The following is a 25,004-nucleotide window of genomic DNA, read 5'->3' on the forward strand; positions in this document are numbered from 1 at the left end:
CGCGCCGGCCGGCGCGCAACTGCAGGCGTGCGCGGTCCCGGCGGTCGTCAACCCGACGGTGAGAAGTGCGGTCGCGACGAGCCTCGTGCAGCGGTTCATGGTCGTTCCCCCTGTTTCAACCCCCCTGCGATGCTAGGGAGACGGGGTCCGCGCGGCGAGAGGTTGCACCGCTGAGCGGCACAGGAAGAATCCGGCGACAGCTCCAGCCAGCAGCGCCGGCCCGTGAATGTCCGTGAACACGCACAGCACCACAGCACCGCCGAGCAGCACCACAGCGGCCACCCGGTGCCGCCGCATACGCGCGACCAACACGTAGACGGCCACCGCGCCGACCGGCCCGCAGAACGCCACCGACACACCCCCGGAGTACGGCTGCCACAACTCCCCGATGCTGTGCCCCGCAAGAGCCCCGGCCGCCAGCAACACCACCATCCGCCAGGTGCCGAACGCCCGCTCGACGAAAGCCCCCGCAACCGCGGCCGTCGCCCCCAGCGTGATCACGGAAAACCACGAATCCGGCTGAACCAGAACCGGCGAAATCAACCGCCACACCTGGCCGTCCAGCAACGCTTGCGGGTCCCGCCGAACCGCCAGGAACAATCCATCGGCCCCCAGGTGGTACAAAACGGTGCACACCGTCCAAGCAGCAAGAATGATGATCGTTGCAATCGGCACGCGAGTTCGCACGCCGGGCAGAGGCGGGAGAACGGCGGTATTTTCCGACATGCCGCGATCATAAGTTCGCAAACCACACGGCGGCCCCGGTTGGCAAATGTCGTCTGCTTCCTCCGCATATGTCAGGATCGCGCTGTTGCTCGGTATGTTGCTGGACCGGCAAGCTGCTTGATGAAATGACTAGTCTCATCATCACCTGATGCAGCGTTTGCTACACCTAGGCTGTAGCGAACGCTACAACGAGGTGTAGCGTTCGCTACATGGAACGCGTCGAGGCTCTTCGGGTCGTGGGCGACATCGCCGCTGACCAGTGGGGCCTGTTCACGACCAAACAGGCAGAAGCCGCGGGAGTGAACCGCACGACTCTGACGAGACTGGCCTCTGCGGGGCTTGTCGACCACATGGCGCGCGGCGTCCACCTCGTCGTCGCAGCGGGAGCGCCGAGCCATGTCGAGGAGAAGGCTGCATGGCTTCGTCTCGCTCCGTCTCGTCGAGCATGGGAACGAGCCCCCACCGACGAGGACAACGGGGTGTTCTCGCATCGCACCGCTTGCGTCCTGCACGGCCTTGGCGACATCCCTGCGCCACGAGTCGAAATCACCGTGCCACGGCGACGTACCACCCGAATCTCCGGGATATGGCTCCACCGCGGTGATCTGTCACAGGACGAGGTCACCGCGACCAACGACGGTCTGCCGGTGACCACTGTCGAACGCACCATCAAGGACCTGCTCGTTGCTCACGTCGATGGCGGCCACGTGGGCGGCGTGCTCAACGACGCGCTGCGTCGCCAACTAGTGGATCAGCAACGTCTTCTGGCGCTGCTCGGGAAGCACGCAACGGCATACGGGATCGACGTGAACGACGGGCTCCGCCTGCTCCTGCATCTGCTGCGCCAGGCAGGAGCAGACGCCGCGTTCCTCAGCCGATCAGCAGTGACCGAGCATGCTGACACCAGGCTTGAAACAACCTCGGCCGCTCACGCGATCGCCGCACAGCTTGCGGGGCTCGACCTGGCGCAGCTGAAGAAGTTGCGAGCAGCCGTGAACGCGGCAATCGACGAACCGGGCAAGAACAACCCCGAGCCGGAGCCTGAGCAGTGAGCTACGCATCGCCCCAAGCACTGAGCCGCGCCCTTCGGGATCGCGCCAAACGCGAGGCCGCGAACGGGGGCACACGTGCTGGCGATCTGCTCAACAGGTTCTACTTCGAGCGACTCCTCGCCAGGGTCTTCCACCACGATCCTGACGGTTGGCTGCTCAAAGGCGGTCAAGCGATGCTCGTGCGCTACCGCGATGTCCGCCACAGCCGAGACATCGATCTGTGTCGCCGACACGCCACCGATTTGAACGAGGCAGTGGCGGCAATCCGCGCTGCCGCGTCCGTCGATCTGGGCGACTTCGTTCGGTACGACTACCGAGGACGTACCGAGATGACGGAGAACCGTCCGACCACGCGCGTCTCGTTCAACATCCTGGTAGGCCCGAGGACGGAGGGCACCGTCAGTGTTGATCTGGTCGTTCACATCGGCCACGAACGCGAAGCCGGCACTCTTGATGCCCTAACGGCATATCGGACGCTGGCGCAGGCCACCGAACTCATGGCCCGGTTCCTCAACCCGGTGCTGATGGCACCGGACCCAGGTCGGTGGATTGCCGACGAGCTGCGATGGAGCCCGAGCACGTGAGCTCAGCAGGCGGCAGCCGCCCGGTTCGTGGCACCATCCCCCGCATGAACCGCAAGTTGTGCCTTGCCCAGAACCCCGACGCGGACGCGTTGCTGGCGCAGGACATGTTCGCCCTGCTGACTGGCATGTTGCTGGACCAGCAGATCCCGATGGAGAAGGCGTTCTCCGGCCCCAAGGTCCTCGCCGACCGCATGGACGGCCTGGACGTGCACCGCATCGCCGAGGCCGACCCGGAGGCCTTCGCCACGATCATGGCCACCCCGCCCGCCGTGCACCGGTTCCCCGGCAGCATGGCCAAGCGGGTGCAGGCGTTGTCGCAGTTCGTCGTCGAGCAGTACGACGGGGACGTCACGCGGATCTGGGCCGACGGCGACGGGGCCGCGGTGTTCAAGCGGCTCAGGGCGTTGCCGGGGTTCGGGGACCAGAAGGCCAAGATCTTCCTCGCCCTTTTGGGCAAGCAGTTCGACGTTCGGCCCGAGGGCTGGCGGGAGGCCGCCGGGCACTACGGCGAGCAGGGAAGCCGACGTAGCGTGGCCGATGTGACCGACCAGAAGTCGTTGCTCGAGGTGCGCGACTTCAAGAAGGCAGCCAAGGCCGCGGCCAAGGCGAAGTAGCACGAACTGTTCATCGTCTGGTGCACTGGACGTCCGCCGCCAGCCCGAACGAGGCGTGATCCTGCCTCGGGAGAGAAGGGGCGTTTCGTTGCGCATCAAGGCGATTGGCGTGTTCACCGTCCTCGTACTGGGTCTGGCCTGCACGCCTGCGGAGGCGGCGACGTCGTGGCCGGGCGACTCCGCCACGAAGTACGCGGACGGGGCGAACGTCTTCGGCAAGAACCTGAGCGGGTTGTCGTTCGAGAGCCCGGACGTCGTGTGGGCGGTCAAGAACTCGCCCTCGACGCTGTACCGGCTCGTGCCGAGCGGTGGCACCTGGAAGGTCGACCAGAAGCGGTCGCTCGCCTTCGCGAACGGGCAGGGTGATCCCGATGCCGAAGGGGTCGTGAGCACGCCGGACGGGCTCTTCGTCGCGGTCGAGCGCGACAACGACGACGGCGACGTGAGCGCGCCGATGATCCTCAAGTACGGCAGCGGGGGCGCCGCGGCCGGCGAGTGGGAGCTCGGTGGCATGCCGGAGGTCGATCCCAACGACGGGCCCGAGGCGATCTCGTGGGTGCCGGACTCGTTCCTCACGCGGAACGGTTTCAAGGACGACAGCGGCAGGACCTACAACCCCGCGGACTACCCCGGCCACGGCAGCGGGTTGTTCTTCGTCGGGCTGGAGGCCACCGGTGAGGTGTACGTGTACGCCTTGCAGGGCTCGAACGCCACGTTGCTGAGCAAGTTCGCGAGCGGTCAGAGCCAGGTGATGGACCTGGAGTTCGACGGCGCCAAGCTGTGGGCCCTCTGCGACAACAACTGCGGCGGGCGGACGACGACGCTCGCCATCAGCAGCGGCAGGTTCAGGGTCACGGCGACGTACAACCGGCCGTCGACACTGCCGAACGTGAACCTCGAAGGTTTCGCGATCTCGCCGAGCTGCGTCAACGGCAAGAAGGTCGTGTTGTGGTCGGACGACGACAACACCAGCAGCCACGCACTCAGGAGTGGTTCGCTGAACTGCACCGTCTAGCACGGAATTGTCGGGGTGCGGAACTATGCTGCCGCGCGTGACCGCACCCCGCATTCCCGGCCTGTCCGACCTGAGACCGTTGGGCGCGGGCGGGTTCGCCACCGTCTACCGCGCCCATCAGGCGCAGCTCGGCCGCGACGTCGCGGTGAAGATCGACAATCGGGTGCTCGTCGACGAGCGCGACAGACGAAGGTTCCTCCGCGAGGCGCACGCGGCCGCCAAGTTGTCCGGGCATCCGCACGTCGTCGGGGTGCACGACGCGAACATCACCGCCCAGGGCACGCCGTACATGGTCATGGAACTGTGCACGGGCGGGTCGCTCGCCGACCAGCTCGATCGGCAAGGCCCGCTGCACCCCGAGCAGGTGCGCGACCTGGGCAGCAAGCTGGCGGACGCGCTGGCCGCGGCACATCAGGAAGGCGTGCTGCACCGGGACATCAAGCCCGGCAACATCCTCGTCGACCGCTACGGCACGCCGAAGCTGGCCGACTTCGGGCTCGCGGCGCTGCTGGACGCGCAGGGCGGCAGCACGGTCACGCGGGACGCCCTGAGCCCCAGCTACGCGCCGCCGGAAGCGTTCGCGATGGCCGAGCCCACGCCGCAGGCCGACGTGTACTCGCTCGCGGCGACGCTCTACACGTTGCTCGCCGGCAAGCCGCCGCGTCCGGTGCCGTGGCCGATCACGTCGTTCGACCAGCTCGGCGAGGTCCTGCGCCGGCCGGTTCCCGCTGTCGACGGGGTGCCGCCGGCGCTGCACGACACGCTGGCGCGGGCCCTGCACCCGGACGCCAACCTGCGCACGCCGAGTGCGGCGCAGCTGCGTGACGAGCTGCGTGACCCGATGCGGCAGCCCACCGTGCCGGTCACTCCCCCGCCCAGGCGCAAGCCGTGGCCGTTGGTCGCCGCGGCTGCCGGGCTCGTCGTCGTGGTCGTCGCCGGCGTGCTCACGTGGAACTTCTTCAACAAGGAACAGGCGACCGCCCAAGGTGCCGGGCCGGCGACGACGCAGCCGGGCGGCGCCGAGGACATCCCGCCGTTCCTCAAGAAGTGCGACGCCGGGTTCTGCATCGACCAGTCGACCTGCTTCCGCGGCATCGTGAGCATCGGCGGTCAGGCCGCCACCGCGCGGAAAGTCGGCAGTTGCGCCACGGACCACTACTGGGAGGCGTTCGGCGGAGGCTGGCTGTCCGGGGAGATCCCGGATGTCGACTCCGACGAGTTGCTGGCGTCGACCGAGGTGAAGAACGTCTGCACGCCCGCGGTGATGAAGGCGAACACGCGGCCGACCGTCGACACGACCGGGTGGGAGATCACGGCGGTCGGGTTCAAGGACGGCACCCGCAACTACTTCCTCTGCCTGGCCTCCCAGCCGGAGGTGGGCGAGGTCGTGACCAGTGCGTTCGGGTCGCGTTAAATCCACTTGCGACGGTCACTAACGTAGACCGACGTGCGTGTCCACGCCGATTTGATCATTGCTGGATTCCGAAGGTATTCGACCTACCGACAAGCGATGCTGGCCGGAATGACCACGAACGTGGTCTTCGGCCTGCTGCGACTAGCCGTCATCTCCGCCGCGGTCACGGCGGCGAACGGCTCGATCGCGGACTACGACATCGCTGCCACCAACACGTACGTCTGGATCGGGCAGGGGCTGCTCGGGTTTGTCCTGCTGTGGGGCAACAACGAGCTCGCCGAGCGCGTGCGATCCGGTGACGTCGTCGTCGATCTGTATCGGCCATGGCATCTGCAGGGCGCGCTGCTCGCCCAGGACGTCGGGCGCGGCGGTTTCGCGTTGATGACCAGGCTGGCGCCGCCGATGGTGTTCGGCATGCTGCTGTTCCCCTTCCAGTTCCCCGGCAACCCGGTCAGGTGGCCGCTCTTCCTGCTCAGCGCGGTCATCGCGCTCGTCATCAGCTTCGGGGTGCGGTTCCTGGTGGAGCTCAGCGCGTTCTGGCTGCTCGACAACCGCGGGGTGTACGGGTTCTGGAACGTCACGTCCGGCCTGCTCTGCGGGCTGACGGTGCCGATCTCGTTCTTCCCCGAGTGGGCTCGGGACCTGCTGTGGACAACGCCGTTCCCGGCGTTGCTGCAGGCGCCGATCGACGTGTTCCTCGGACACGGCAACGTGGCGAAACTCCTGCTGTACCAACTGTTCTGGGCCGCGGTCGTACTCGCGATCGGGCATCTCGCGCTGCAGCGAGCGGTGCGCAAGGTGGTGGTTCAGGGTGGCTGACGTCATCTACCCCAGGCTCATCGGCGCGAAGATCAGAAGTCAGCTGGTCTACCGGGCCTCGTTCGCGGTGGACTTCGTGTCGCAGGTGATGGCGCAGTCCTACGAGCTGATCGTCATCCTGGTGCTGTTCAGCCAGGTCAACGCGCTCGGTGGATTCACCAAGAACGAAGTGCTGCTGATGTACGCGTTCGCGGGCGCCGCGTTCGGAGTCGCGGACCTGTTCGCCGGGCAGCTCGACAACCTGCCGACCTACATCCGCACCGGCACCTTCGACGTGCTGCTGATGCGGCCGCTCGGTACGTTGCCGCAGATCATGGTGTCCGACATCCGGCTGCGGAGGATCGGGCGGATCACCGGCGCGCTCGCCGTCATGGCCTACGCGTTGTCGCACGTCGCGGTCGACTGGACGCCGGCGAAGGTCCTGCTGACGATCCTGACGCCGATGGCGGGCGCGGTCATCTACGGCGCGGTCTGGGTCGTGGCGTGCTCGATCTGCTTCTGGATCGTCGAGGGACGCGAGTTCGCCAACGCGGTCACCTACGGCAGCAACGCCTTCACGTCGTACCCGATCAACGTCTACTCCGCGCCGCTGCGCTGGGTGATGGCGTTCATCGTGCCGGGGGCGTTCGTCGCGTACTACCCGAGCCTCGCGCTGCTCGGGAAGGAAGATCCGCTCGGCCTGCCGGGCTGGGTCGGCTGGACATCACCGCTCGTCGCGGCCCTGGCGGCAACCGTCGCCGGGCTGGTGTGGCGGTTCGCGGTCAGGCACTACCGGGGAACGGGATCATGATCGAGGTCAGGGAGCTCCGCAGGGAGTTCAAGGTCGCCACGTCGAAAGGCCTGCGGCGCAACTACAAGACCGTCACGGCGGTCGACGGCGTCACGTTCGGCGTCGAGGCGGGAGAGGCCGTCGGGTACGTCGGACCGAACGGTGCCGGCAAGTCCACGACGATCAAGATGCTGACCGGGATCCTGGTGCCGACCAGTGGTCACATCCAGGTCAGCGGCCTGGATCCGGCGAAGCAACGGCGCGATCTGGCGAAGCGCATCGGCGTGGTGTTCGGCCAGCGCAGTCAGCTCTGGTGGGACCTCCCGCTCGAGGACAGCTTCGACCTGCTCAGGTCCATCTACCGCGTGTCCGCGCAGGACTACCGGACGCGGCTCGACGAGTGCGTCGAACTCCTTGGCCTGCAAGAGCTTCTGATCACCCCGGTGCGGCAGCTCTCACTGGGGCAACGGATGCGCGGCGAGATCACCGCCGCCCTCCTGCACGCACCCGAACTGCTGGTGCTCGACGAACCGACCATCGGCCTGGACCTGGAGTCGAAGGAACGCCTCAGGGAGTTCCTGGCGGACATCAACACCCGCCGCGGCACCACGCTCCTGCTCACCACGCACGACCTGGACGACATCGAACGGCTCTGCCCGCGGCTGATGGTGATCGACCACGGCCGGGTGCTCGCCGATGGCCCGCTGGCGGAACTGCGCGCCGAGGTCACCCCGGAACGCGAGCTCGTCATCGACCTGCGGGAACCCGGTCCAGCGCCGAACGTCCCAGGAGTAACGGCGGTGCGCAGCGAGGCCAACGGATTGCGACACCACCTCACGTTCAGGAGAGCGGAGACGACGGCGGCCCAGTTGATCACCCAGGTGGTGCGGCAGGTGGAGGTCCACGACCTCGCCGTCGTGGAGCCGGAAATCGACGACGTCATCCGCAAGCTGTACCAGCGCCAGGTCGATCAAGAAGCTCATCGGTAGAGTCGTAACCAACACAAACGGACACATCGGGCACAAGGAGAGCGAATGCGCGTAATTGGACCGCTTGCCGCGGCTGTCATCGCGTTGGGCAGCCTGACGGCTTGCGACACGATCCAGGGCGTCAGCGACACCGCGGACAAGGTGAAGCTGTGCGCCGACGCGATCTCGCTGGTGGGCTTCTCGCCGGACATGAGCGACCCGCAGAAGGCGCTGGAGGACACCCAGGCGAAGGCGAAGGAGCTCGAGACCCTCGCGAACTCCGCGCCGGACGAGCAGGTGAAGAAGGCTCTCGAGGAAGCGGCCAACGGCATGCAGAACGTGGGCTCCGCCGCGGACTGGGTGCAGAAGAAGGCCGACCTCGTCGCGAAGGTCTCCTCAGCCTGCGGCGGATGAGCACTTGAGCCCTGTTGCGCACCTCCGGCGTCGGCCTACGCTTTAACGCGTTCATCGCCAAGCCTCACGCCGCACACCGGAGGTGTTGCAGCATCATGCAAGCAACAGTTGGTGACAGGCTCCACGTCCACAGCCGCTCCGTCGGACTCGAGGAGCGCCTGGGCGAGATCCTCGAAGTGCGCGGGAACGACGGTCAGCCGCCGTACCTGGTCCGGTTCAACGACGGCCACGAGGGCCTCGTCTTCCCCGGCCCCGACTGCATCGTCGAGCCGCGGGGCGGCATCTAGCCGAGCACCGTCGCGATCAACTCCTCGGCGAGCTGAGGAGTCGCTGCCGCCACGCCTGACCACCGGTGGGTCAGGTCGGGCTCGAACGTGAACGGCCTCCCGTGCAGGTCGACCAGCACGCCACCCGCTGCGGGCACGGTGACCAGTGCCGTCGCCAGGTCCATGATCCGGTGCGTGTCGCTGCCCGGATCGATGAACGCGTCGACGGTGCCCTCGGCGACCAGCATGGTCTCCAGGCAGGTGGTGCACAGGACGCGGATGCGGTCGGCGCGGTTCGCGATGCGCAGCCACGCGTCCTGCGTGCCGGTCTTGGGGCGCATCAGACACACCGAAGCGCCGTCCAACGACGTGCGGCCGGTCGTGCGGAAGGGCGTCGGGACTCCTGCGCGCGCGTGCCACGCACGGCCCGTGTCGAACCATGTCGTCAACGCTTCGCGGGCCGTGCCGTCTTCCACGAGAGCGCCGGCGAAGCACGAGAGAGGAACGCCGAACGCGGCGTTCGCGGACCCGTCCACCGGGTCGATGACGAGGGTGATCGAGGAGCCGTTGTCGACGAACCCGGCTTCCTCGGACAGAAGATTCACGCGACTGCGGTGGATGGACTCCAAGATCGCGTCTTCAACGATGCGATCGACGCGCATCGTCGGTGTTCCGTCGGCGCCGTCCGCCACTTCTTCGCGGAGTTCGAGGCGCGTGTGCAACGAACGTGCACGCCCGTACGCCGCCGACGCCGCGCGAGCGGCATCGGCGAGCGCAGGGTGCACGTCGTCGGAGAGCTGTGGCTGGGGCACGTCCCATGGAATCCGCACGTGCCCCACATTGCCACGGATCAGATCAGGCCGAGGCCCTTCACGGCGTCGCGCTCCTCGACCAGCTCGGCCACGGAGGCGTCGATGCGGCCGCGGGAGAACTCGTCGATCTCCAGGCCCTGGATGATCTCGTACGAGCCACCCGAGCACTTGACCGGGAACGACGAGATGATGCCCTCGGGCACGCCGTACGAACCGTCCGACGGGATGGCCATCGAGGTCCACTCGGTGCCGTTGACCCAGTCGTAGATGTGGTCGATGGCGGCGTTCGCGGCGGACGCGGCCGAAGACGCGCCACGGGCCTCGATGATCGCCGCGCCGCGCTTGGCGACGGTCGGGATGAAGTCGTTCTCCAGCCACGCCTGGTCGTTCACGGCCTCGGCGGCGGTCTTGTCGCCCACCTTGGCGTGGAACAGGTCCGGGTACTGGGTGGCCGAGTGGTTGCCCCAGATCGTCATGTTCTGGATGTCGGTGACCGCGACGCCCAGCTTCTTGGCGAGCTGCGACAGGGCGCGGTTGTGGTCCAGGCGCGTCATCGCGGTGAAGCGCTCGGCCGGGACGTCCGGCGCGTGCTGCTGGGCGATGAGGGCGTTGGTGTTGGCCGGGTTGCCGACCACGAGGACCTTGACGTCGTCCGCGGCGCCGGCGTTGATCGCCTCGCCCTGCGGCTTGAAGATGCCGCCGTTGGCCTCGAGCAGGTCGCCGCGCTCCATGCCCTTGGTGCGGGGGCGGGCGCCGACGAGCAGGGCCACGTTCACGCCGTCGAACGCGGTCTTCGCGTCGTCGGTGATCGTGATGCCCTTCAGCAGCGGGAAGGCGCAGTCGTCGAGCTCCATCGCGGTGCCCTCAGCGGCCTTCAGCGCCGGGGTGATCTCCAGCAGCCGCAGGTTGACCGGGGTGTCCGGGCCGAGCAGGTGGCCGGAAGCGATGCGGAACAGCAGTGCGTAGCCGATCTGGCCGGCTGCACCGGTGACAGTGACGTTCACGGGCGTGCGGGTCATGAGCCTTCCCGAATGACGGTCCTCGTTGACGTCGGGCAGGTCGCCCGGCGTCCCGCACGTTACCAACACGTGGCCAATGGCAGAGTGTGAGAGTGGACAACCCGGTCGAAGAGGTCGGCGAGGATTACGCCGACGCGAACCTGCCCAATCAGCACTGGGAGAAGCGGTCTTTCACCGACTGCGACTTCACCGAAGCCGATCTCCGCGAGCTCGTCACGACGGGGTGCACGTTCACCCGGTGCGACTTCACCCGGACGGATCTCGGCGAGTCGAAGCACCACGCGACCGCGTTCCGGCAGTGCACCTTCGACCGCACGGTGCTGACGCGGTCGACCTTCAACTCGTGCAGCCTCATGGGTTCGAACTTCGTCGAGTGCGTGCTGCGGCCGATCACCTTCACCGAGGTGGACTTCACGCTGGCGTCGTTCGTGAAGGCGCCGCTGTACGACCTGAAACTCGAAGGCCAGCGGTTCCGCGAGACGAACCTCAGCGAGGCGGACCTGCGCAACACCGACCTGAGCAAGGCGGACCTGATGGGCGCACGGCTGCTCGACGCCAAACTCGAGGGCGCGGATCTGCGTGGGGCGCAGATCGACGCGAACGGGCTCCGGCAAGCCAAGCTCGCCGGAGCCCTGATCGACGTCGACCAGGCGATCGCTTTCGCGGCCGCCTACGGCCTAGTTGTCAGCTGATCCCGTGATCTCCACGAGCACACCGTCCGCGACCATCTCCTCGATCGCCTTCGGCAGCAGGTAGGCGGTTCCGCCGCCGGGCTGCTCGAACCACGGCACCGCCACCCCGCTCAGCACCTCGAGCGGGCGGCGCAACCGGTACACGCGGTACGGGCGGTTGATCCACGACGGCACGAGGCTGCGTTCCGGGAACGGCGTGCCCGCCACGTAGACGAGGTTGCCCGTCTGGTCGCCGTAGCGGTCGACCTCGGTGCCCGCCGGCAGTTCGAACATCTGCTTGTGGCGGAACAACGTCAGCGGCGGCTCGCCCGCGAGCGGCGAGATCGGGAACTTCCGCTTCGACGGCTCCTCCTGCGCCACGGCTGCGGCGATCGGTGCCGGCGCGGGGGCCGGGACCTGCTGCGTCGGCGCGGGCGGAGGCGGTGCCTGCGGTGCGGGTGCCTGCTGGACCGGTGCCTGCTGGACCGGTGCCGCCTGCGGAGCCGGTGCCTGCGGGGCGGGCGGCTGTGCGGGTGGCGGCATCGGCGGGCGCTGCGGCGGCACAGGACGGCGCGGCTCCTCGCGGAAACCGTTGCTCATCGGCCGTTGCGGCGGTGGGGGCGGCGTACGCACGATCGTGCGGAAGTTGCCCAGCACCAGCTTGCCGACCAGGTACGCCGACGCGTCCTCGACCTTGTCGAACCGCACGGGGCTCTTCGGGCCGTGGTCGAACCAGCACACCTCCCAGCTGTCGCCGTCGAGGCGCAGCGTCCAGGTGCGGTCGGCCGGCTCGCCGATCCGGTAGACGCCGTGCGGCACGCTGAGGTCGTCGAGCGCGCGGCGGGTGCCCGCCAGCTCGCGGTCCTCCTCCTGCGTGACCTGACGCGGCGGCTTCACCGGTTCCGGCTCTGGCTCCGGTTCCGGCTCCGGTTCGATCTCCGGCTCGTTGAACAGCGCCGCGTCGAACTGGGTCGTCTCCTCGACGTGAGTCGGAGCGGGCGCGGCGACGGGCAGCGGTGCGACCATCGCCGGCGAGGGCTCGGCGACGGGTTCGACGACCTTCGGTGCGTCGAACTTCGACTCGAACTTGTTCTCGAAGTGCGGCTTCTGCTCGAACTGCGGCTCGAACCCCGCCGACTCGAAAGCGGCAGGCTCGAACGGCTCCCGCTCGAACGACTCCCGCTCGAACGACGCGGTGGACTCGACCTCGTTCTCGGCCAGGTCGGGCTCGTCCTCGGCGACGGGGACGACCGGGTGTTCCTCGGTGACCTCGGACGGGCTCTCCTGGGGCTCGTCGAGGACCGGGCTCCACGCCATCGTGTCCTGCATGGCGTCGCGGGGGCGTTCCGCGGTCTCCGCGACGAGATGGTCCGTGCGCTCCTCCTCGCGGTGGTGCGTGAGGAGCTCCGGCTCGTCCGGCCCGGCGGTCGGGATCTCGGGTTCGTCGTCAACGTCCACGACAGCTTGTTCGTCGCCGAGATCCATTTCGTTCGGTTCCTCGGCAACGACGTCGGGAACCGCGGCGACGACCGGCTCCGGCTGCTCGGTCTCGGACGGGTGCGGCGCGAAAAGGTCCATGCCCGCGCCGTACGTGTCGCGCAGACGCCGGTCGTCGACGTCGGGCACGCCGTCGGAGTCGAAGACCACCCGGTAGGGCGGGCCGTCGACGCCAGGAATCGGCACCGCGACCGTCGAGGCGATCTCCTCCGGCTCCCGCTCGGGCTCCGGCTCGACGTGCTGGATCTGCGGCGGGATCTGCTGGTGGATCTGCGGCTGCTCGGTCGTGACCTCGGCGGCCTGCGGCTCTGGCGTCAGCGGCTCGAAGTCGTACTCCTCGACCTCGGGCTCCGGCTCGTCGTCGAACTTCGGCGGCGTGACGTACTGCGTCTCGTCCGACTTCGGTTCCGGCTCGGGCACGGGTTCCGGCTCGGCCTGCGGCGGCGCCGGCACGACGGTTCCGGGCGGCGCGGCCGGTGCGCCGAGGCTCGCGGCGGCGGCGAGCCGGGACTCCTCGGTCACGTCGGGCATGTTGAAACCGGTGGAGCGGGCGCGTTCGACCAGCTCCAGCTCAGGCGGCACGCCGTACTTGCGCAAGTAGTAGGAAACGCCCACGGGCCAGATCCACACGCCGTCCGTCTGGAACCCGGACGGCACCACCTGCGGGGACTCGCGGTCCAGCAGGTCGGCGTCGAACCCGCGGCCGGCCACGGCGACCGGCGCGTTCGACAGGTACGCGAGCAGCGGCGCGACCTCGGGCTCCGGCACCGGCGGCCGGTTGACCGACGGACGGCCGCCGGGTCCGGCCCCGTCGAACACCCGGACCGTGCGGAACACCGGCGTCGGCGGGTTCAGCCGGCGGCGCAGCCAGTCCGGCACGTTCTCGTCGACGCGCGGGAAGAACCGCATCTCGTCGACGTACGCCTGCTGCGGAGGAGGCGTCTGCCAGCTCGGCTCGGCGCGGTCGAAGTCGAGGTTGTAGCTGGAGGGATGATCGAGCTGGTAACGGGCGTTCGTCCAGCTGCCCCTGCCCTCTCGGTGCATGCCCGCGCGCAGCCGGGCGAACAGGGAGGCCACGTCCTGCGGCACGGCCCACGAGTGCGAGGTGCCGTCCTGCAACCGCAGTTCGGCCTCCAGCTCGAAGTAACGGCCGGTGGCCCGGTACTGGGCGATGACGCTGCGCCAGTCCTCCGGTGCGGCCCGCATGAGAGTCAGGCCGATCTGCTTAACCAGAGCATCCTGCTCTGTAGGGTTCAACGGCTTCGGCTCGGACACGCCAACATCTTCCCCCGCAACTCGCCGGATCGCACACGTCCCCCGCCATTGCGCCGAACGGTGGAGGCCCGACCATAACGCGGTGCACGGGCCTGGTTAAAGCTGATCAAGAACACCCCTGTCTCGGCTGGAGGAGCATTGTCGCGGTCCACGCAGGTGACCGGCGGTCTGCTGGCCGCGGTCGGTGGACTCGCCATCGCGGTCCAGGCGCGCGTGAACGGATCGCTCGCACAGTCGTTGCAGAACGGCCTGCTGGCGGGCTGGATCTCGTTCGCAGGCGGATGGTTGGTGCTGCTGGTGGTCGTCCTGTCGCGACAGTCCGGACGGGACGGATTGCGCCGGCTGCGCGACGCGCTGCGGCACCGGCGGATCCGGTGGTGGGAGTGCGTCGGTGGCATCAGCGGCGCGGTGCTGGTCGGTTCGCAGGGGCTCGCGGTCGCGACCATCGGTGTGGCGGTGTTCACGGTCGCGGTGGTGATCGGACAGGTCGTGAGCAGCATGGTGATCGACCGACTCGGGGTCGGGCCGGGCGGGTCGAAACCGTTCACAACCACTCGTGTCGCTGGAGCCGTCGTCGGTGTTATCGCGGTCACGGTCGCCGTGTCGCACCAGTTCACGTCGCCCAGCGGGTTGTGGCTCGCGGTGCTGCCGTTGGTCGCGGGTCTGCTGATGGGCTGGCAGCAGGCGGTGAACGGGCTGGTGCGCGAGGCCGCGGTCCACTCGATGGCGACGATCCTGGTGAACTTCACCGTGGGCACGGCGGCGTTGTCACTGGTCAACCTGGTGGCGTGGGGTGGAGTGCCGGGCACCTTCACCTCGCACTGGTGGCTCTACCTCGGCGGGCTGATCGGCATCGTCGGGGTGGGCGGAGCGATCGTCTCCGTGCGGTTCATCGGTGTGCTGATGGTCGGGTTGTGCGGCGTGAGCGGGCAGCTCGTCGGGGCCGTGCTGCTGGACGCGGTGAGCGGGCGTCTGGCGTTGCCGACCGTGATAGGTGTGGTGCTGACGCTGGTGTCGGTCGGCATCGCGGCGCTGCCCAATGGGAGGATGAAGACGTGACTGCGACGCTGCTCAACGGCAACGAAACCCGGAACGCGCTGTTCGAGGACCTCAAGGCGCGGGTCGCCGCGCTGCCGGTCTCGGTCGGTCTGGCCACCGTGCTGGTCGGCGACGACCCCGGCTCGCACTCGTACGTCAAGGGCAAGCACCGGGCGTGCGAGAAGGTCGGCATCAAGTCGATCCGCCGCGACCTGCCCGAGGAGACCACGCAGGAGGAGCTGGAGGCCGTCATCGACGAGCTGAACGCGAACCCCGAGGTCACCGCCTACATCGTGCAGCTCCCGCTGCCCAAGCACCTCAACGCGAACGCGATCCTGGAGCGGATCGACCCGCGCAAGGACGGCGACGGCCTGCACCCGGTCAACCTGGGCAAGCTGGTGCTCGGTGAGGACGCCGCGCTGCCCGCCACCCCGCGCGGCATCGTGGAGCTGCTGCGCCGTTACGAGGTGCCGATCGCGGGCGCGAACGTCACGGTCGTCGGCCGCGGTGTCACCGTCGGCCGCCCGATCGGCCTGCTGCTGACCCGCCGCTCCGAGAACGCCACCGTGACGCTGTGCCACACCGGCACCAAGGACCTCGCGGCCGAGGTGCGCCGGGCGGACATCGTGATCGCCGGTGCCGGCAGCCCCGGCCTGATCACCGCGGACATGGTCAAGCCGGGCGCGGCCGTGGTCGACGTCGGCATCACCCGCACCGAGGCCGGCCTCGTCGGCGACGTGGCTCCCGAGGTCCGCGAGGTCGCGGGCTGGCTCGCGCCGATCCCCGGTGGCGCCGGCCCGATGACCGTCGCGATGCTGCTGACCAACACCGTCGAAGCCGCCGAGCGCGCCCATGCAGCGGTCTGACGCGCAGGCGCTCATGGGCGAACAGCGCTGGCGGTCCGGCCCCGGCAAGCACCTGCCGTTCGCGCTGGTGCTCGGGGTCAGCGCGCTCGGGCTGGTGCGGATCTTCCAGTACCACTGGCGGCAGGGCGCGGTCCTGCTGGGCGTGTCGCTGCTGGTCGCCGCCGTGCTGCGGATCCTGGTGAGCGACGAGCAGGCGGGTCTGATCAAGATCCGCGGCCGCGGCATGGACGCGTTCCTGTACTCGACCCTGGGCATCGTGGTGATCGCCGTGGCGTTGACGATCACCGGCGGTCCGCTCAGCCGATAGCGCGGTCGACGAGGACCTCGATGAGCTCGTCGAGGTCCATCGCCGCCGCCACGTCCGGCAACGTCAGCCGTTCGTAGATCAACCCCGTCATCGCGAAGTACAGGAGGACGACGGTCATCCGGTCGCCGGGCAGCTTCGCGTCCTCGTTGAACGCGATGTTGAAGTCGAGGTTGGCGGTGAACGTCTTCGTGAGCGCCGTCCGCAGCTCCGGGCGCCGCGTGGCTTCGAGCCGCAGCTCCATCATCGCGAGATAGCAGACCTTGTCGGCGTCCGCCCGCTTGATGATGTCGTGCATGAACTTCACGCTCAGCGACTTGTCCCTGGGCAGCGCGAGCGACTCCGCGATCGACTCGTCCGACGGTGTGAGCCGCTCAGTCACCCTGATCGCGACCTCGGACATCAGCTCGTCGCGGTTGACGAAGTAGTTCGACGCCGTGCCCGCCGGCACCTCCGCCTTCGCGTCGATCGCGCGGTAGGTCAGCCCCCGCGCACCCTCCTCGGCCAGGACGTCGACCGCCGCGTCCAACAGAGCAGTTCGCCGTACAACGTTGCGGACCACGATGCCTCCTTGACAACCACTACAGCCATAGTACTACAGTTGTCGTGGTTGAACGACTGAGGGGATGATCGCTTTGCGAAAGCTCGTTTACTACGTGGCAGTGACACTCGACGGGTACATCGCGGCCGAGGACGGGACCTTCGACGGGTTCGTCTTCGAGGGCGACCACATGGCCGGCATCAACGCCGAGTACTGGGACACGCTGCCGACCCAGTTCCGGGAACCGTTCGGCTTCTCGGGCAAGCCGAACCGGAACTTCGACACGGTGCTGATGGGCCGCCACACCTACCAGGTCCCGGGCGGGCTGCCCTCGCCCTACGCACACCTGCGGCAGTTCGTCGTGTCGTCGTCGCTGACCGGCACCCCGGACGACGTCGAGGTGATCCGCGAGGACGTGGCCGGCCGGGTGCGGGCACTGAAGGAAGAGGACGGCCTCGACATCTGGCTGTGCGGCGGCGGCAAGCTGGCCGCCGCCCTGCTGCCGCAGATCGACAAGCTGCTGCTCAAGATCCACCCGGTGGTGTTCGGGCGCGGTGTCCCGTTGTTCGACGGGAAGTCCGACATCACCCGGTTCCAGCGCACCGATGCGCGCCTGTTCGAGAGCGGAGTTTCGTTCCTGACTTTCGAACGAGTTCAGAAATAATGATTGACGGCGAGCACTGACCGCCGCAATACTTGTGCCACACACGAAGCGTAAGGGGAACGTCATGGTCGGCATGCAGACTCGGGAGCGGCGCTTCAGCGCTGTCCTGTGCGTGCGACCGTCACGACCGTTCTTGCAGGTGAGCTCCTTGTAGTGGCATGACATCAGGCCACTCAGGGAGCCGCCCCGCCGGGAAACCGACAGGGCGGCTCTCTTTATTTGTTGTGCATTTAAATTTGCCCTTGTAGCTCAATGGAGAGAGTGCGGCGCTACGAACGCCGAGATTCAGGTTCGACTCCTGGCAGGGGTACTGACGGGTGCGAGGGAGACGGCAACCCACCTCATTTGGGATGAGGACACACCGCGTTCGACTCGCGGGCATCCGACGAAAAGGCTCAACCGGCACCCCCGTGGTCCAACGGACACGACACCGGCGTCCGAAGCCGGAAACGCAGGTTCGACTCCTGCCGGGGGTACTGCTCCACCGATCCTCTGAGGTGCTGGCGGCAGCACGCCCGACTGTTACGCGGGAGGACCAGGTTCGAGTCCTGGCAGAGGAACTGTCCGGACTACCGGGTCGCGCGGCCGCCCTTCGAGACGGTTGCGCTGACGTTCATGCGCTTGCTGAGCTTGAACATCTGGACGGGGCTGCTGCTCACCATCTCCTTGTAGATGACGGCGGCGCGTCCCTTCAGGCAGATCCTGCGCGGGGTCTCGTCGGCACGGGTGAACCCGATGACCGCGTCACGGCGGCCGAGGCTGATCGGCTGGTGGTAGTAGCCGAACCGGAACGGCTTGGCCTGCTTGCCGCGCAACAGGCGGGCGATGGTGTCGGCGGTGTGCTGGGCGGTGGGCAGGCCGCTCTGGCAGGTGCCGTGCAGTTCTCCCCAGGCGAGCCGGATCGCGGCGGCGTCACCGATGGCGTGGATGTCGGGATGCGACACCGACCGCAGCACCGCGTCCACCACGATCAGGCCGCGGCCGTCCACGGCCATGCCTGACTCCCCGGCCAGCGGCGACACCTTGACGCCCGCGGTCCACAGGCAGGCGTCCGATTCGAGGAGTTCGCCGGTCTCCAGTTCGACGGCGTCGGGCAGCACCTTGGCGATCCGCCGGCCGGCCGCCACCGTCACGCCGAGGCGATCCAGTGACCGGTGGAGGTACGCGCGTGCCTCCTCGCCCAGCATCGAGCCGGGCTCGGTCGTGCTGATCAGCGTGACGTTCAGGTCGGGGCGGGCTTCGGCGATCTCGGTCGCCGCCTCGATGCCGGTGAGTCCGCCGCCGCAGACGGTGACGGTGTCGCCCGCGGTGAGTTCCCCCAGCCGGTCGCTGAAGCGCGCGGCGGCGTGCAGACCGTTGAGAGTGAAGGCGTGCAGGTCCGCGCCGGGAACGACGCTGGTGTCAGTGGCACTGCCCAGCGCGTAGACCAGGGTGTCGTAGTCCAGCCGCGTGCCGTCGTCGATGGTGACGGTGTGGCCGTCGGGGTCGATGGCGGTGGCCTTGCCCTGCACGAACGTGATGTTCGTGCCCGCGACCAGATCGGGGATCCGGTGGTCGGCCAGAGTGTGACCGGCGGCGATCTGGTGCATCCGCAAGCGCTCGGTGAACCGCGCCGACGGGTTGACGAGCGTGATGCGGACACCCATCCGCCGCGTGCGGTGCGCAAGTCGGATCGCGGCGTACATGCCGGTGTATCCCGCACCCAGAACGACGACGTGGTGGTTGTTCTCCATGGCCTGTCACCCCTCACGATCACGTCACCGGATCTCGATGACGGTCATCTGACAAGCCAACCTGCTCGAACCTGACACCTCCGATTGTGATCCACGACACATCAAACGGGAGGCGCGGGAGGACCAGGTTCGAGTCCTGGCAGGGGAACTACGGCTGAATGGCGTCGAAGAGCTGCTTCGCCACGACTCGGGCTTCACTGCGGCACTCCTCGCTTCGCGGATCCACCTCCTTCGATCGGCTGTACCGCGTCATCAGCACCACGTTCGCGTCGAGAGTCTGCAGCCGGCAACTGGGGCCGACACCGGGATCAAGCCAACGGGCATCGGAACCCAGGTTCACGCTGGCGTCCTTCTCAGCGCCCGTCTGCGTGCTGTTGCTGAACGCCAGCTTCGCCCGCTCCACGCCGGCGGAGTCCGGCCTGTTCTCGTAGAGGGCCACGTCAAAGTTGATCATCAGCACGGAGCCGCCGCCCTCCGACGTGATGAAGGTGCACGTCAGCCCGAACTCGTCGGAGCTCCGGGTCGGCTCGGCCTTCAGAGCGGGCGGCAGGCCGGGGACCTTCTGCTGGATTTCCGGACAGCTCCGGAAACTCGCGGAGGCGTACTTGACCGGACCTGGAGCCGGGGTGGTGGTCGGCGGCGGGGCGCTGGTGAAGGTGGCGGTGGGCACAGGTTTGACGGTGCAGCCACCGACGAGAGCCATGGTCGTGATCGCCACCCCGATGATCGGGCGTGGCCTCATCCGGTCACCGCCTGTGGCCACGTCCCGTTCTTGAACTTGGGGTCGGACATCTGGCTCATGAGGTCACGCACCTTGCTGAGCGCCTCCATGAACCGGTTGGCGATGGCCACCAGCATCCCCAGGTACTTGCCGACGAGGTCGCCGATGGCACCCGCGAGCGCGTCCACGGCGAACGGGATCTCGACGACGGTCGCGGCCTCGACCGCGGCTCCGACGAGCGCGCCCAGGAAGTCGGTCGCCAGCTGGGCCAGGTTGACCATGTACTCGACGTTGTACTTGGCGATGTCCATGAGCCACTTGCTGACCATGTCCGCCTTGGTCCCGACGGTGACGATCGCGTCGTTCTGCACGCCGACCTTGTCCTGGTAGGCCTGGCTCGCCTCACCCTCCCACTCGTAGGCCAGGTGGGTCTTGGCGTGGACGAGGTTGTTCACCGGTTGCTGCACTTCGCGGAGCCACGCGAAGGACTGCCGGATCAGCGAGATCACCGGGAGCTGGTGATCCACGGCCGTCCTGATCAGCTTGAACACCTTGTCCATGTACTCACGGATCTTGTCGAGCGCGGGACGGATGACGAGCATGGCCGGGCCGAGCAGGTACCGCCAGTCGTTGATGTGGTGAACGGCCTTGTTGAAGCTGTCGGCGCAGCCACGAGCCTTGTCCTCAAGGCCGTCGAAACACTTGTTCAGGTCTTCTTCCTGGGCAGGGGCAGTCATGCGGGTGGTCAACTCCTACACGTGGTACGTCTTGTCGAGATCGAGCTTGTTGATGCTCTCGGTCCGGTCGTACTCGTCCGCGATCTTCCGCAGCGTCGCGTCGATCTGGCCGAACTCGATGGCCGCGCCTGTCAGCAGTTTCTCGATGTACTCGCGGAACTCGTTGTACTGCCTGGCCTCCGCGTCGGCGTTGATCATTCCCACGCCCAGGGTCGCCAGGTCGCCCACGAAGAACGCGGTGTTCGCGAGCCAGGTGCGCTGCACCGCCGACACGATCGGCGTGGTGGCGTCCACGCGCTGCTGCCAGATCTTGGCCTCGTCCCGGATCTTCTGGGTGACGACCTTGAAGTCATCGCTGCCCATTCCAGTCCCTCCCCCGCAACACGTTGAAATCCGAGAAGTACTCGTCGTCCGCCTCGCTGCTGCCGCCACCCCGCGGCCGCACGGCAGGCTGCTCTCCGGGGTCGATCCCGAGGCCCGCCCGGACGAACATCTGCAGGGCGTCCTCGGACAGCACGGTGTCCGAGGGGTTGTCCAGCGCCTGGGGGTTGCCGTGGATCGCGACCGGACCCCCGGCCCGCACGTGCAGGGTGAGGTAGCCGAGCGGACTGCGGATGTCGGAGACCTCCAGCCGCTTCGGCTGTTGCTGCTGGCGGCGGATCGCGTCGTACTGGTCGGCCATGGCGTTGATCCGGGCCGTCGTCCTCGTCTGCCACTCCTCCGGCGACAGGTCGGCGGGGTCCGCGAAGGCTGCGGGAGCGGGCGCGCTCGCATGCTCCGGCGGCCGGTGGGCGAACTCCACGGCGAACGCCCGCTGAACCGCGGTCACATAAGTGTTGTAGAGCGCGGCCGGAAAATGCTCTGGCCGCAGGTGTTCGAACCACCGTGCCCGAATTCGGACGTTCGTCACCTTCCGGTCCTTGTTCACGGTGACAATGACGAATCCGCTCGGATCGCGCGCTTCGTAAGTGTCGGCCGGCTCCAGCTCACGACCACCCGGACGGGTGAGTTCGGCGAAATGCGCGCGGGTTCGCGGATCGTCGGGAATGTCGAGTTTGGCCAGCTCAAGGTGCTCAAGCGGCACATTACCCCCAGGTGTGTGCTCGATTGCGTCCCGTCGAACATAGCGGTGTCCAATGGATCTCGCAGAGCGAACGGAAATTCCGCACCGACAGAGTTCAGCGGAAGTCGCGTGACTTCGACGGAATGCGCAGGTCGAGGTGCTGCAACCGGTCCGCCATCAGGCTGACCACCCCCTCCGCCGACTCGACCACGCCCCGCACCAGCATCGCCCCGCTGCTGCGCGCCACCCGCCGGTACCGCGCCCACAACCCCTGCGAGCACACGACGTTCACCATCCCGGTCTCGTCCTCGATGTTGAGGAACGTGACCCCGCCCGCGGTCGCCGGACGTTGCCGATGTGTCACCGCACCCCCGATGAGCACCCGAGTTCCGGGCTTCACCGCCGAGAGCGCGGCAGTGGGCAGCGCACCCATCGCGTCCAGCTGGGACCGGACGAACTGGGTGGGGAAGCTGTCCGGCGACAGGCCCGTGGCCCACACGTCCGCCACCGCCAGCTCGACGTCGTCCATGCCGGGCAACGCGGGCGCGTCCACGCCGACCGTGGTGCCGGGCAGGCGGTCAGGCCGGATCGCGGCGACCGCGCCGGCGGCCCACAGCGCCTCGCGACGCTCCAGCCCGAAACACCCGAAGGCGCCGGCGGTGGCCAGGGCTTCCACCTGGGCCGTGCTGAGCTGCACGCGGGAGCCGAAGTCCTCCATGTCGCGGAACGGTTGTGCGGCAACGATTCGTTCGGCGTCCGCGGCACCGACACCGCGCACCGCCGTCAAGCCGATGCGGACCGCGTTCGCTCCCTCGAAACGCTCCAGGCCCGCCCACGGGAGCGACGAGTTCACGCACGGGCCGTGCACCGTCACGCCGTGGCGGCGGGCGTCGGCGACCAGTGACTGCTGGGAGTAGAAGCCCATCGGCTGGGCGCGGAGCAGGGCCGCGCAGAAAGCCGCCGGGTAGTAGAGCTTGAACCACGCGCTCACGAACACCAGGTGCGCGAACGACAGGGCGTGCGACTCGGGGAAGCCGAAGTTGGCGAACGCCAGCAGCTTCGCATAGATCCGCCCGGCGAGTTCCTCATCGATGCCCTGCGCGGCGCAGCCCTCGTAGAAGCGGTCGCGCAGGCGTTCCATGCGGGCGGTCGAGCGCTTGGCGCCCATCGCGCGGCGCAGTTCGTCGGCCTCGGCGGCGGTGAAGCCGGCCACGTCCACGGCGATCTGCATGAGCTGTTCCTGGAACAACGGCACGCCGTACGTCTTGTGCAGAGCGTTCTCCAGCAACGGATGGTCGTAGTCCCACTCCTCGACCTTGTTGCGGCGTCTGATGTACGGGTGCACCGAGCCGCCCTGGATCGGACCCGGCCGGATCAGGGCCACCTCGACGACCAGGTCGTAGAACTCGCGCGGCTTCAAGCGCGGCAACGTCGCCATCTGCGCGCGGCTCTCCACCTGGAAAACACCGACGGAATCAGCTTTCTGCAACATCTCGTAGACACGTTGGTCCGTGAGATCGATGCGCCCCATGTCCACGTCGACGCCTTCGTGCTCGCGCACGAGGTCGATGGCGTAGTGCAGGGCGGAGAGCATGCCGAGGCCGAGCAGGTCGAACTTCACCAGGCCGATGGACGCGCAGTCGTCCTTGTCCCACTGCAGCACCGTGCGCTTGTCCATGCGCGCCTTCTCCACCGGGCACACCTCGCTGACGGCGCGGTGGCAGATCACCATGCCGCCGGAGTGGATGCCCAGGTGCCGCGGGAAGTTCTCCAGCTGCGCGGACAGCTCCAGCACCGGGCGCGGGATGTCGCAGTCGTCGGTGGTGGTGCCCAGCGGGCCCCATCTGTCTATCTGTTTGCTCCACGCGTCCTGCTGGCCCGGCGAGTGGCCGAGCGCGCGGGCCATGTCGCGCACCGCGGACCGGGCGCGGTAGGTGATGACGTTCGCGACCTGCGCGGCGTGCCGGCGGCCGTACTTGGCGTAGACGTGCTGGATGACCTCCTCGCGCCGGTCGGACTCGATGTCGACGTCGATGTCGGGAGGGCCGTCGCGGGCGGGGGCCAGGAAGCGTTCGAAGAGCAGGTCGAAGCGGACCGCGTCGACGTTGGTGATGCCGAGCGCGAAGCACACCGCGGAGTTGGCGGCACTGCCCCGGCCCTGGCAGAGGATGTCGTTCTTCCGGCAGAAGTCCACGATGTCGTGCACGACGAGGAAGTAACCGGGGAACTCCAGCTGTTCGATGATCTTCAGCTCGTGCTCGATCTGCCGGAACACCTTCTCGTCACCGTCGGGGTACCGCCGGTGCGCGCCCTCGTAGGTGAGCTTGCGCAGCCAACTGCTCTCGGTGTGGCCGGGCGGCACGTCGAACGGCGGCAGCCGCGGCGCGACCAGTCTCAGGTCGAACGCCAGCTGCATGCCGAGCAACGCGGCGTTGTGCACGGCGCCGGGGAAACGGCGAAACCGGTGGAACATCTCCTCGCCGCTGCGCAGGAACGCGGCGGGTGACGGCGGCAGCCAGCCGGCCATGTCGTCGAGGCTGCTCCTGGCGCGCACGGCGGCCATCGCGGCGGCGAGCCGGCCACGACCCGGAGTCGCGTAATGGACGGCATTCGTTGCCACGACCGGAAGTTTGAGGTCCTGCGCCATCGCGTAGAGGAGGTCGTTGCGCTTGCTGTCCTCCGGCAGGCCGTGGTCGGTCAGCTCGACGTGCACGCGTCCCTTGCCGAACAGGTCGGTGAGCCGGACGATCTCCCGGTACGCCGCCTCTGGCCCTTCCCTGGTCAGCGCTCTGCGCACGGTTCCCTTGCGGCATCCCGTCAGCACCACGACCTCACCGTGGGTGTCCGCGACGATCTGGTCGATGTCGTAGACGGGTTTGCCCTTCTCCGCGCCGTCGTCGAGGTGGCCGGTGGTGAGCGTGCGGCACAGGGCGTGGTAGCCCTCCTGTTGGCGCGCGAGGAGAAGCAGGTGATCGCCCTCGGGATCCGGTTCGCCGTTGGCAGGCTTGCCGAGCCCGATGCTGAGCTCGGCGCCGAACACCGTGTGCATCCCGAGTTCCTTGGCCGCCTCGGCGAACCGCACCACGCCGTACATGCCGTCGTGGTCGGTGATCGCGATGGCGTCGAGTTTGAGCCGTTGCGCCTCCTCGACGAGCTCCTCCGGGTGGCTCGCGCCGTCGAGCCAGCTGAAGTTGGAATGGCAGTGCAGCTCCGCGTACGGCACGCGCTTGCGGGTGACCGCGAGCTCGTCCACGCGCAGCTCGAAACCCGGCGGCGCGGTGTACCGGTCGCGGTGCCGCGACCACCCTGGACCGTCGCCGCCGTCGGGTTTCTGCTCGACTGGCTTGCCGGAGAGGGCGCGCTCCAGCTCCTTCCAGCGGACCGGAGGGTTATTCCAGCCCATCACGTTCCTTGCGCGGCAA

At 68.0% G+C, this 25,004-nt stretch carries 26 protein-coding genes and 3 tRNA genes; 18 read left to right on the plus strand and 11 right to left on the minus strand.

Features of this window, described 5'->3' with window-relative positions:
• Positions 1-132: 132 nt before the first annotated feature.
• Positions 133-726 carry a rhomboid family intramembrane serine protease gene (locus tag B0F77_RS50715; protein WP_143466778.1) on the minus strand — a complete coding sequence of 198 codons (594 nt, stop codon included), beginning with the start codon at positions 724-726 and terminating at the stop codon, positions 133-135.
• Between the two features lie 209 nt (positions 727-935).
• On the opposite strand from B0F77_RS50715, the gene B0F77_RS16725 reads away from it, so the two are divergent.
• From B0F77_RS16725 to B0F77_RS16770, 10 genes are all read left to right on the plus strand, one after another.
• On the plus strand, positions 936-1,778 hold the full coding sequence (locus B0F77_RS16725) for a type IV toxin-antitoxin system AbiEi family antitoxin domain-containing protein (protein WP_086663834.1): 843 nt from the start codon (positions 936-938) through the stop codon (positions 1,776-1,778).
• Positions 1,775-2,362, plus strand: a complete 588-nt coding sequence (locus tag B0F77_RS16730; protein ID WP_086663835.1) for a nucleotidyl transferase AbiEii/AbiGii toxin family protein — start codon at positions 1,775-1,777, stop codon at positions 2,360-2,362. The genes B0F77_RS16725 and B0F77_RS16730 overlap by 4 nt, the downstream gene beginning before the upstream one ends.
• Before the next feature lie 44 nt (positions 2,363-2,406).
• Positions 2,407-2,976, plus strand: a complete 570-nt coding sequence (locus tag B0F77_RS16735) for an HhH-GPD-type base excision DNA repair protein (RefSeq protein ID WP_086663927.1) — start codon at positions 2,407-2,409, stop codon at positions 2,974-2,976.
• A gap of 109 nt (positions 2,977-3,085) precedes the next feature.
• On the plus strand, positions 3,086-3,991 hold the full coding sequence (locus B0F77_RS16740) for an esterase-like activity of phytase family protein (RefSeq protein ID WP_245848284.1): 906 nt from the start codon (positions 3,086-3,088) through the stop codon (positions 3,989-3,991).
• A 37-nt stretch (positions 3,992-4,028) separates the two neighbouring features.
• Complete coding sequence (locus tag B0F77_RS16745; protein WP_245848286.1) at positions 4,029-5,405, plus strand: serine/threonine-protein kinase; 1,377 nt, start codon at positions 4,029-4,031, stop codon at positions 5,403-5,405.
• A 108-nt stretch (positions 5,406-5,513) separates the two neighbouring features.
• Complete coding sequence (locus B0F77_RS16750) at positions 5,514-6,224, plus strand: ABC transporter permease (RefSeq protein WP_245848289.1); 711 nt, start codon at positions 5,514-5,516, stop codon at positions 6,222-6,224.
• Positions 6,217-7,014 (plus strand): ABC transporter permease, encoded by a 798-nt coding sequence (locus tag B0F77_RS16755; RefSeq protein ID WP_086663838.1) that lies wholly within the window; start codon positions 6,217-6,219, stop codon positions 7,012-7,014. Before B0F77_RS16750 ends, B0F77_RS16755 begins: the two co-directional genes overlap by 8 nt.
• Complete coding sequence (locus tag B0F77_RS16760; protein WP_086663839.1) at positions 7,011-7,982, plus strand: ABC transporter ATP-binding protein; 972 nt, start codon at positions 7,011-7,013, stop codon at positions 7,980-7,982. Before B0F77_RS16755 ends, B0F77_RS16760 begins: the two co-directional genes overlap by 4 nt.
• A gap of 45 nt (positions 7,983-8,027) precedes the next feature.
• Positions 8,028-8,375 carry a hypothetical protein gene (locus B0F77_RS16765; RefSeq protein WP_086663840.1) on the plus strand — a complete coding sequence of 116 codons (348 nt, stop codon included), beginning with the start codon at positions 8,028-8,030 and terminating at the stop codon, positions 8,373-8,375.
• Positions 8,376-8,470: 95 nt separating this feature from the next.
• Complete coding sequence (locus B0F77_RS16770; RefSeq protein WP_086663841.1) at positions 8,471-8,662, plus strand: DUF1918 domain-containing protein; 192 nt, start codon at positions 8,471-8,473, stop codon at positions 8,660-8,662.
• Here the strand turns inward: B0F77_RS16770 and B0F77_RS16775 are convergent.
• Both B0F77_RS16775 and B0F77_RS16780 read right to left on the minus strand, forming a co-directional pair.
• Positions 8,659-9,471 (minus strand): inositol monophosphatase family protein, encoded by an 813-nt coding sequence (locus tag B0F77_RS16775; RefSeq protein WP_245848292.1) that lies wholly within the window; start codon positions 9,469-9,471, stop codon positions 8,659-8,661. The genes B0F77_RS16770 and B0F77_RS16775 overlap by 4 nt on opposite strands.
• A gap of 20 nt (positions 9,472-9,491) precedes the next feature.
• Positions 9,492-10,472, minus strand: coding sequence for a malate dehydrogenase (locus B0F77_RS16780; protein ID WP_086663843.1), 981 nt, complete (start codon positions 10,470-10,472; stop codon positions 9,492-9,494).
• Between the two features lie 92 nt (positions 10,473-10,564).
• Between B0F77_RS16780 and B0F77_RS16785 the strand changes: the two genes are divergently transcribed.
• Positions 10,565-11,164, plus strand: a complete 600-nt coding sequence (locus tag B0F77_RS16785) for a pentapeptide repeat-containing protein (protein ID WP_086663844.1) — start codon at positions 10,565-10,567, stop codon at positions 11,162-11,164.
• On the opposite strand, the gene B0F77_RS16790 is transcribed toward B0F77_RS16785, so the two are convergent.
• Positions 11,150-13,846: a TNT domain-containing protein gene (locus tag B0F77_RS16790; protein WP_086663845.1), complete on the minus strand. Its 2,697-nt coding sequence runs from the start codon at positions 13,844-13,846 to the stop codon at positions 11,150-11,152. The two genes, B0F77_RS16785 and B0F77_RS16790, sit on opposite strands and share 15 nt — an antisense overlap.
• Before the next feature lie 207 nt (positions 13,847-14,053).
• On the opposite strand from B0F77_RS16790, the gene B0F77_RS16795 reads away from it, so the two are divergent.
• From B0F77_RS16795 to B0F77_RS16805, 3 genes are read left to right on the plus strand one after another with little or no spacing between them, the layout of a single operon-like run.
• The gene (locus B0F77_RS16795; protein WP_086663846.1) at positions 14,054-14,974 is read left to right on the plus strand and encodes a DMT family transporter; all 921 of its coding nucleotides are present in this window, start codon (positions 14,054-14,056) and stop codon (positions 14,972-14,974) included.
• Positions 14,971-15,819: a bifunctional methylenetetrahydrofolate dehydrogenase/methenyltetrahydrofolate cyclohydrolase gene (locus B0F77_RS16800; protein ID WP_086663847.1), complete on the plus strand. Its 849-nt coding sequence runs from the start codon at positions 14,971-14,973 to the stop codon at positions 15,817-15,819. Before B0F77_RS16795 ends, B0F77_RS16800 begins: the two co-directional genes overlap by 4 nt.
• 13 nt (positions 15,820-15,832) lie before the next feature.
• Positions 15,833-16,126 carry a DUF3017 domain-containing protein gene (locus B0F77_RS16805; protein WP_086663929.1) on the plus strand — a complete coding sequence of 98 codons (294 nt, stop codon included), beginning with the start codon at positions 15,833-15,835 and terminating at the stop codon, positions 16,124-16,126.
• On the opposite strand, the gene B0F77_RS16810 is transcribed toward B0F77_RS16805, so the two are convergent.
• Positions 16,116-16,685 carry a TetR/AcrR family transcriptional regulator gene (locus tag B0F77_RS16810; RefSeq protein ID WP_086663848.1) on the minus strand — a complete coding sequence of 190 codons (570 nt, stop codon included), beginning with the start codon at positions 16,683-16,685 and terminating at the stop codon, positions 16,116-16,118. The two genes, B0F77_RS16805 and B0F77_RS16810, sit on opposite strands and share 11 nt — an antisense overlap.
• Positions 16,686-16,758: 73 nt before the next feature.
• On the opposite strand from B0F77_RS16810, the gene B0F77_RS16815 reads away from it, so the two are divergent.
• The 4 genes from B0F77_RS16815 to B0F77_RS16830 all read left to right on the plus strand — a co-directional run bounded on the left by B0F77_RS16815 (position 16,759) and on the right by B0F77_RS16830 (position 17,888).
• Positions 16,759-17,328, plus strand: a complete 570-nt coding sequence (locus B0F77_RS16815) for a dihydrofolate reductase family protein (RefSeq protein WP_086663930.1) — start codon at positions 16,759-16,761, stop codon at positions 17,326-17,328.
• 238 nt (positions 17,329-17,566) lie between these two features.
• Positions 17,567-17,638 (plus strand) — tRNA-Arg (locus tag B0F77_RS16820).
• A gap of 94 nt (positions 17,639-17,732) precedes the next feature.
• Positions 17,733-17,804 (plus strand) — tRNA-Arg (locus tag B0F77_RS16825).
• A gap of 12 nt (positions 17,805-17,816) precedes the next feature.
• Positions 17,817-17,888 (plus strand) — tRNA-Asn (locus B0F77_RS16830).
• Between the two features lie 9 nt (positions 17,889-17,897).
• On the opposite strand, the gene B0F77_RS16835 is transcribed toward B0F77_RS16830, so the two are convergent.
• From B0F77_RS16835 to B0F77_RS16860, 6 genes are all read right to left on the minus strand, one after another.
• Positions 17,898-19,061, minus strand: coding sequence for an NAD(P)/FAD-dependent oxidoreductase (locus tag B0F77_RS16835; RefSeq protein ID WP_086663849.1), 1,164 nt, complete (start codon positions 19,059-19,061; stop codon positions 17,898-17,900).
• Between the two features lie 148 nt (positions 19,062-19,209).
• Positions 19,210-19,803 (minus strand): hypothetical protein, encoded by a 594-nt coding sequence (locus tag B0F77_RS16840; protein WP_143466779.1) that lies wholly within the window; start codon positions 19,801-19,803, stop codon positions 19,210-19,212.
• Positions 19,800-20,519: a hypothetical protein gene (locus B0F77_RS16845; RefSeq protein WP_086663851.1), complete on the minus strand. Its 720-nt coding sequence runs from the start codon at positions 20,517-20,519 to the stop codon at positions 19,800-19,802. Before B0F77_RS16845 ends, B0F77_RS16840 begins: the two co-directional genes overlap by 4 nt.
• Positions 20,520-20,534: 15 nt before the next feature.
• Positions 20,535-20,882, minus strand: a complete 348-nt coding sequence (locus B0F77_RS16850; RefSeq protein WP_086663852.1) for a hypothetical protein — start codon at positions 20,880-20,882, stop codon at positions 20,535-20,537.
• Positions 20,869-21,429: a hypothetical protein gene (locus tag B0F77_RS16855; protein WP_143466780.1), complete on the minus strand. Its 561-nt coding sequence runs from the start codon at positions 21,427-21,429 to the stop codon at positions 20,869-20,871. The genes B0F77_RS16850 and B0F77_RS16855 overlap by 14 nt, the downstream gene beginning before the upstream one ends.
• Before the next feature lie 268 nt (positions 21,430-21,697).
• Positions 21,698-24,985 carry an error-prone DNA polymerase gene (locus tag B0F77_RS16860; RefSeq protein WP_086663854.1) on the minus strand — a complete coding sequence of 1,096 codons (3,288 nt, stop codon included), beginning with the start codon at positions 24,983-24,985 and terminating at the stop codon, positions 21,698-21,700.
• Positions 24,986-25,004 lie beyond the last annotated feature (19 nt).

The sequence above is a fragment of the Lentzea kentuckyensis genome (genome assembly GCF_002150765.1).
Classification (GTDB): domain Bacteria; phylum Actinomycetota; class Actinomycetes; order Mycobacteriales; family Pseudonocardiaceae; genus Lentzea; species Lentzea kentuckyensis.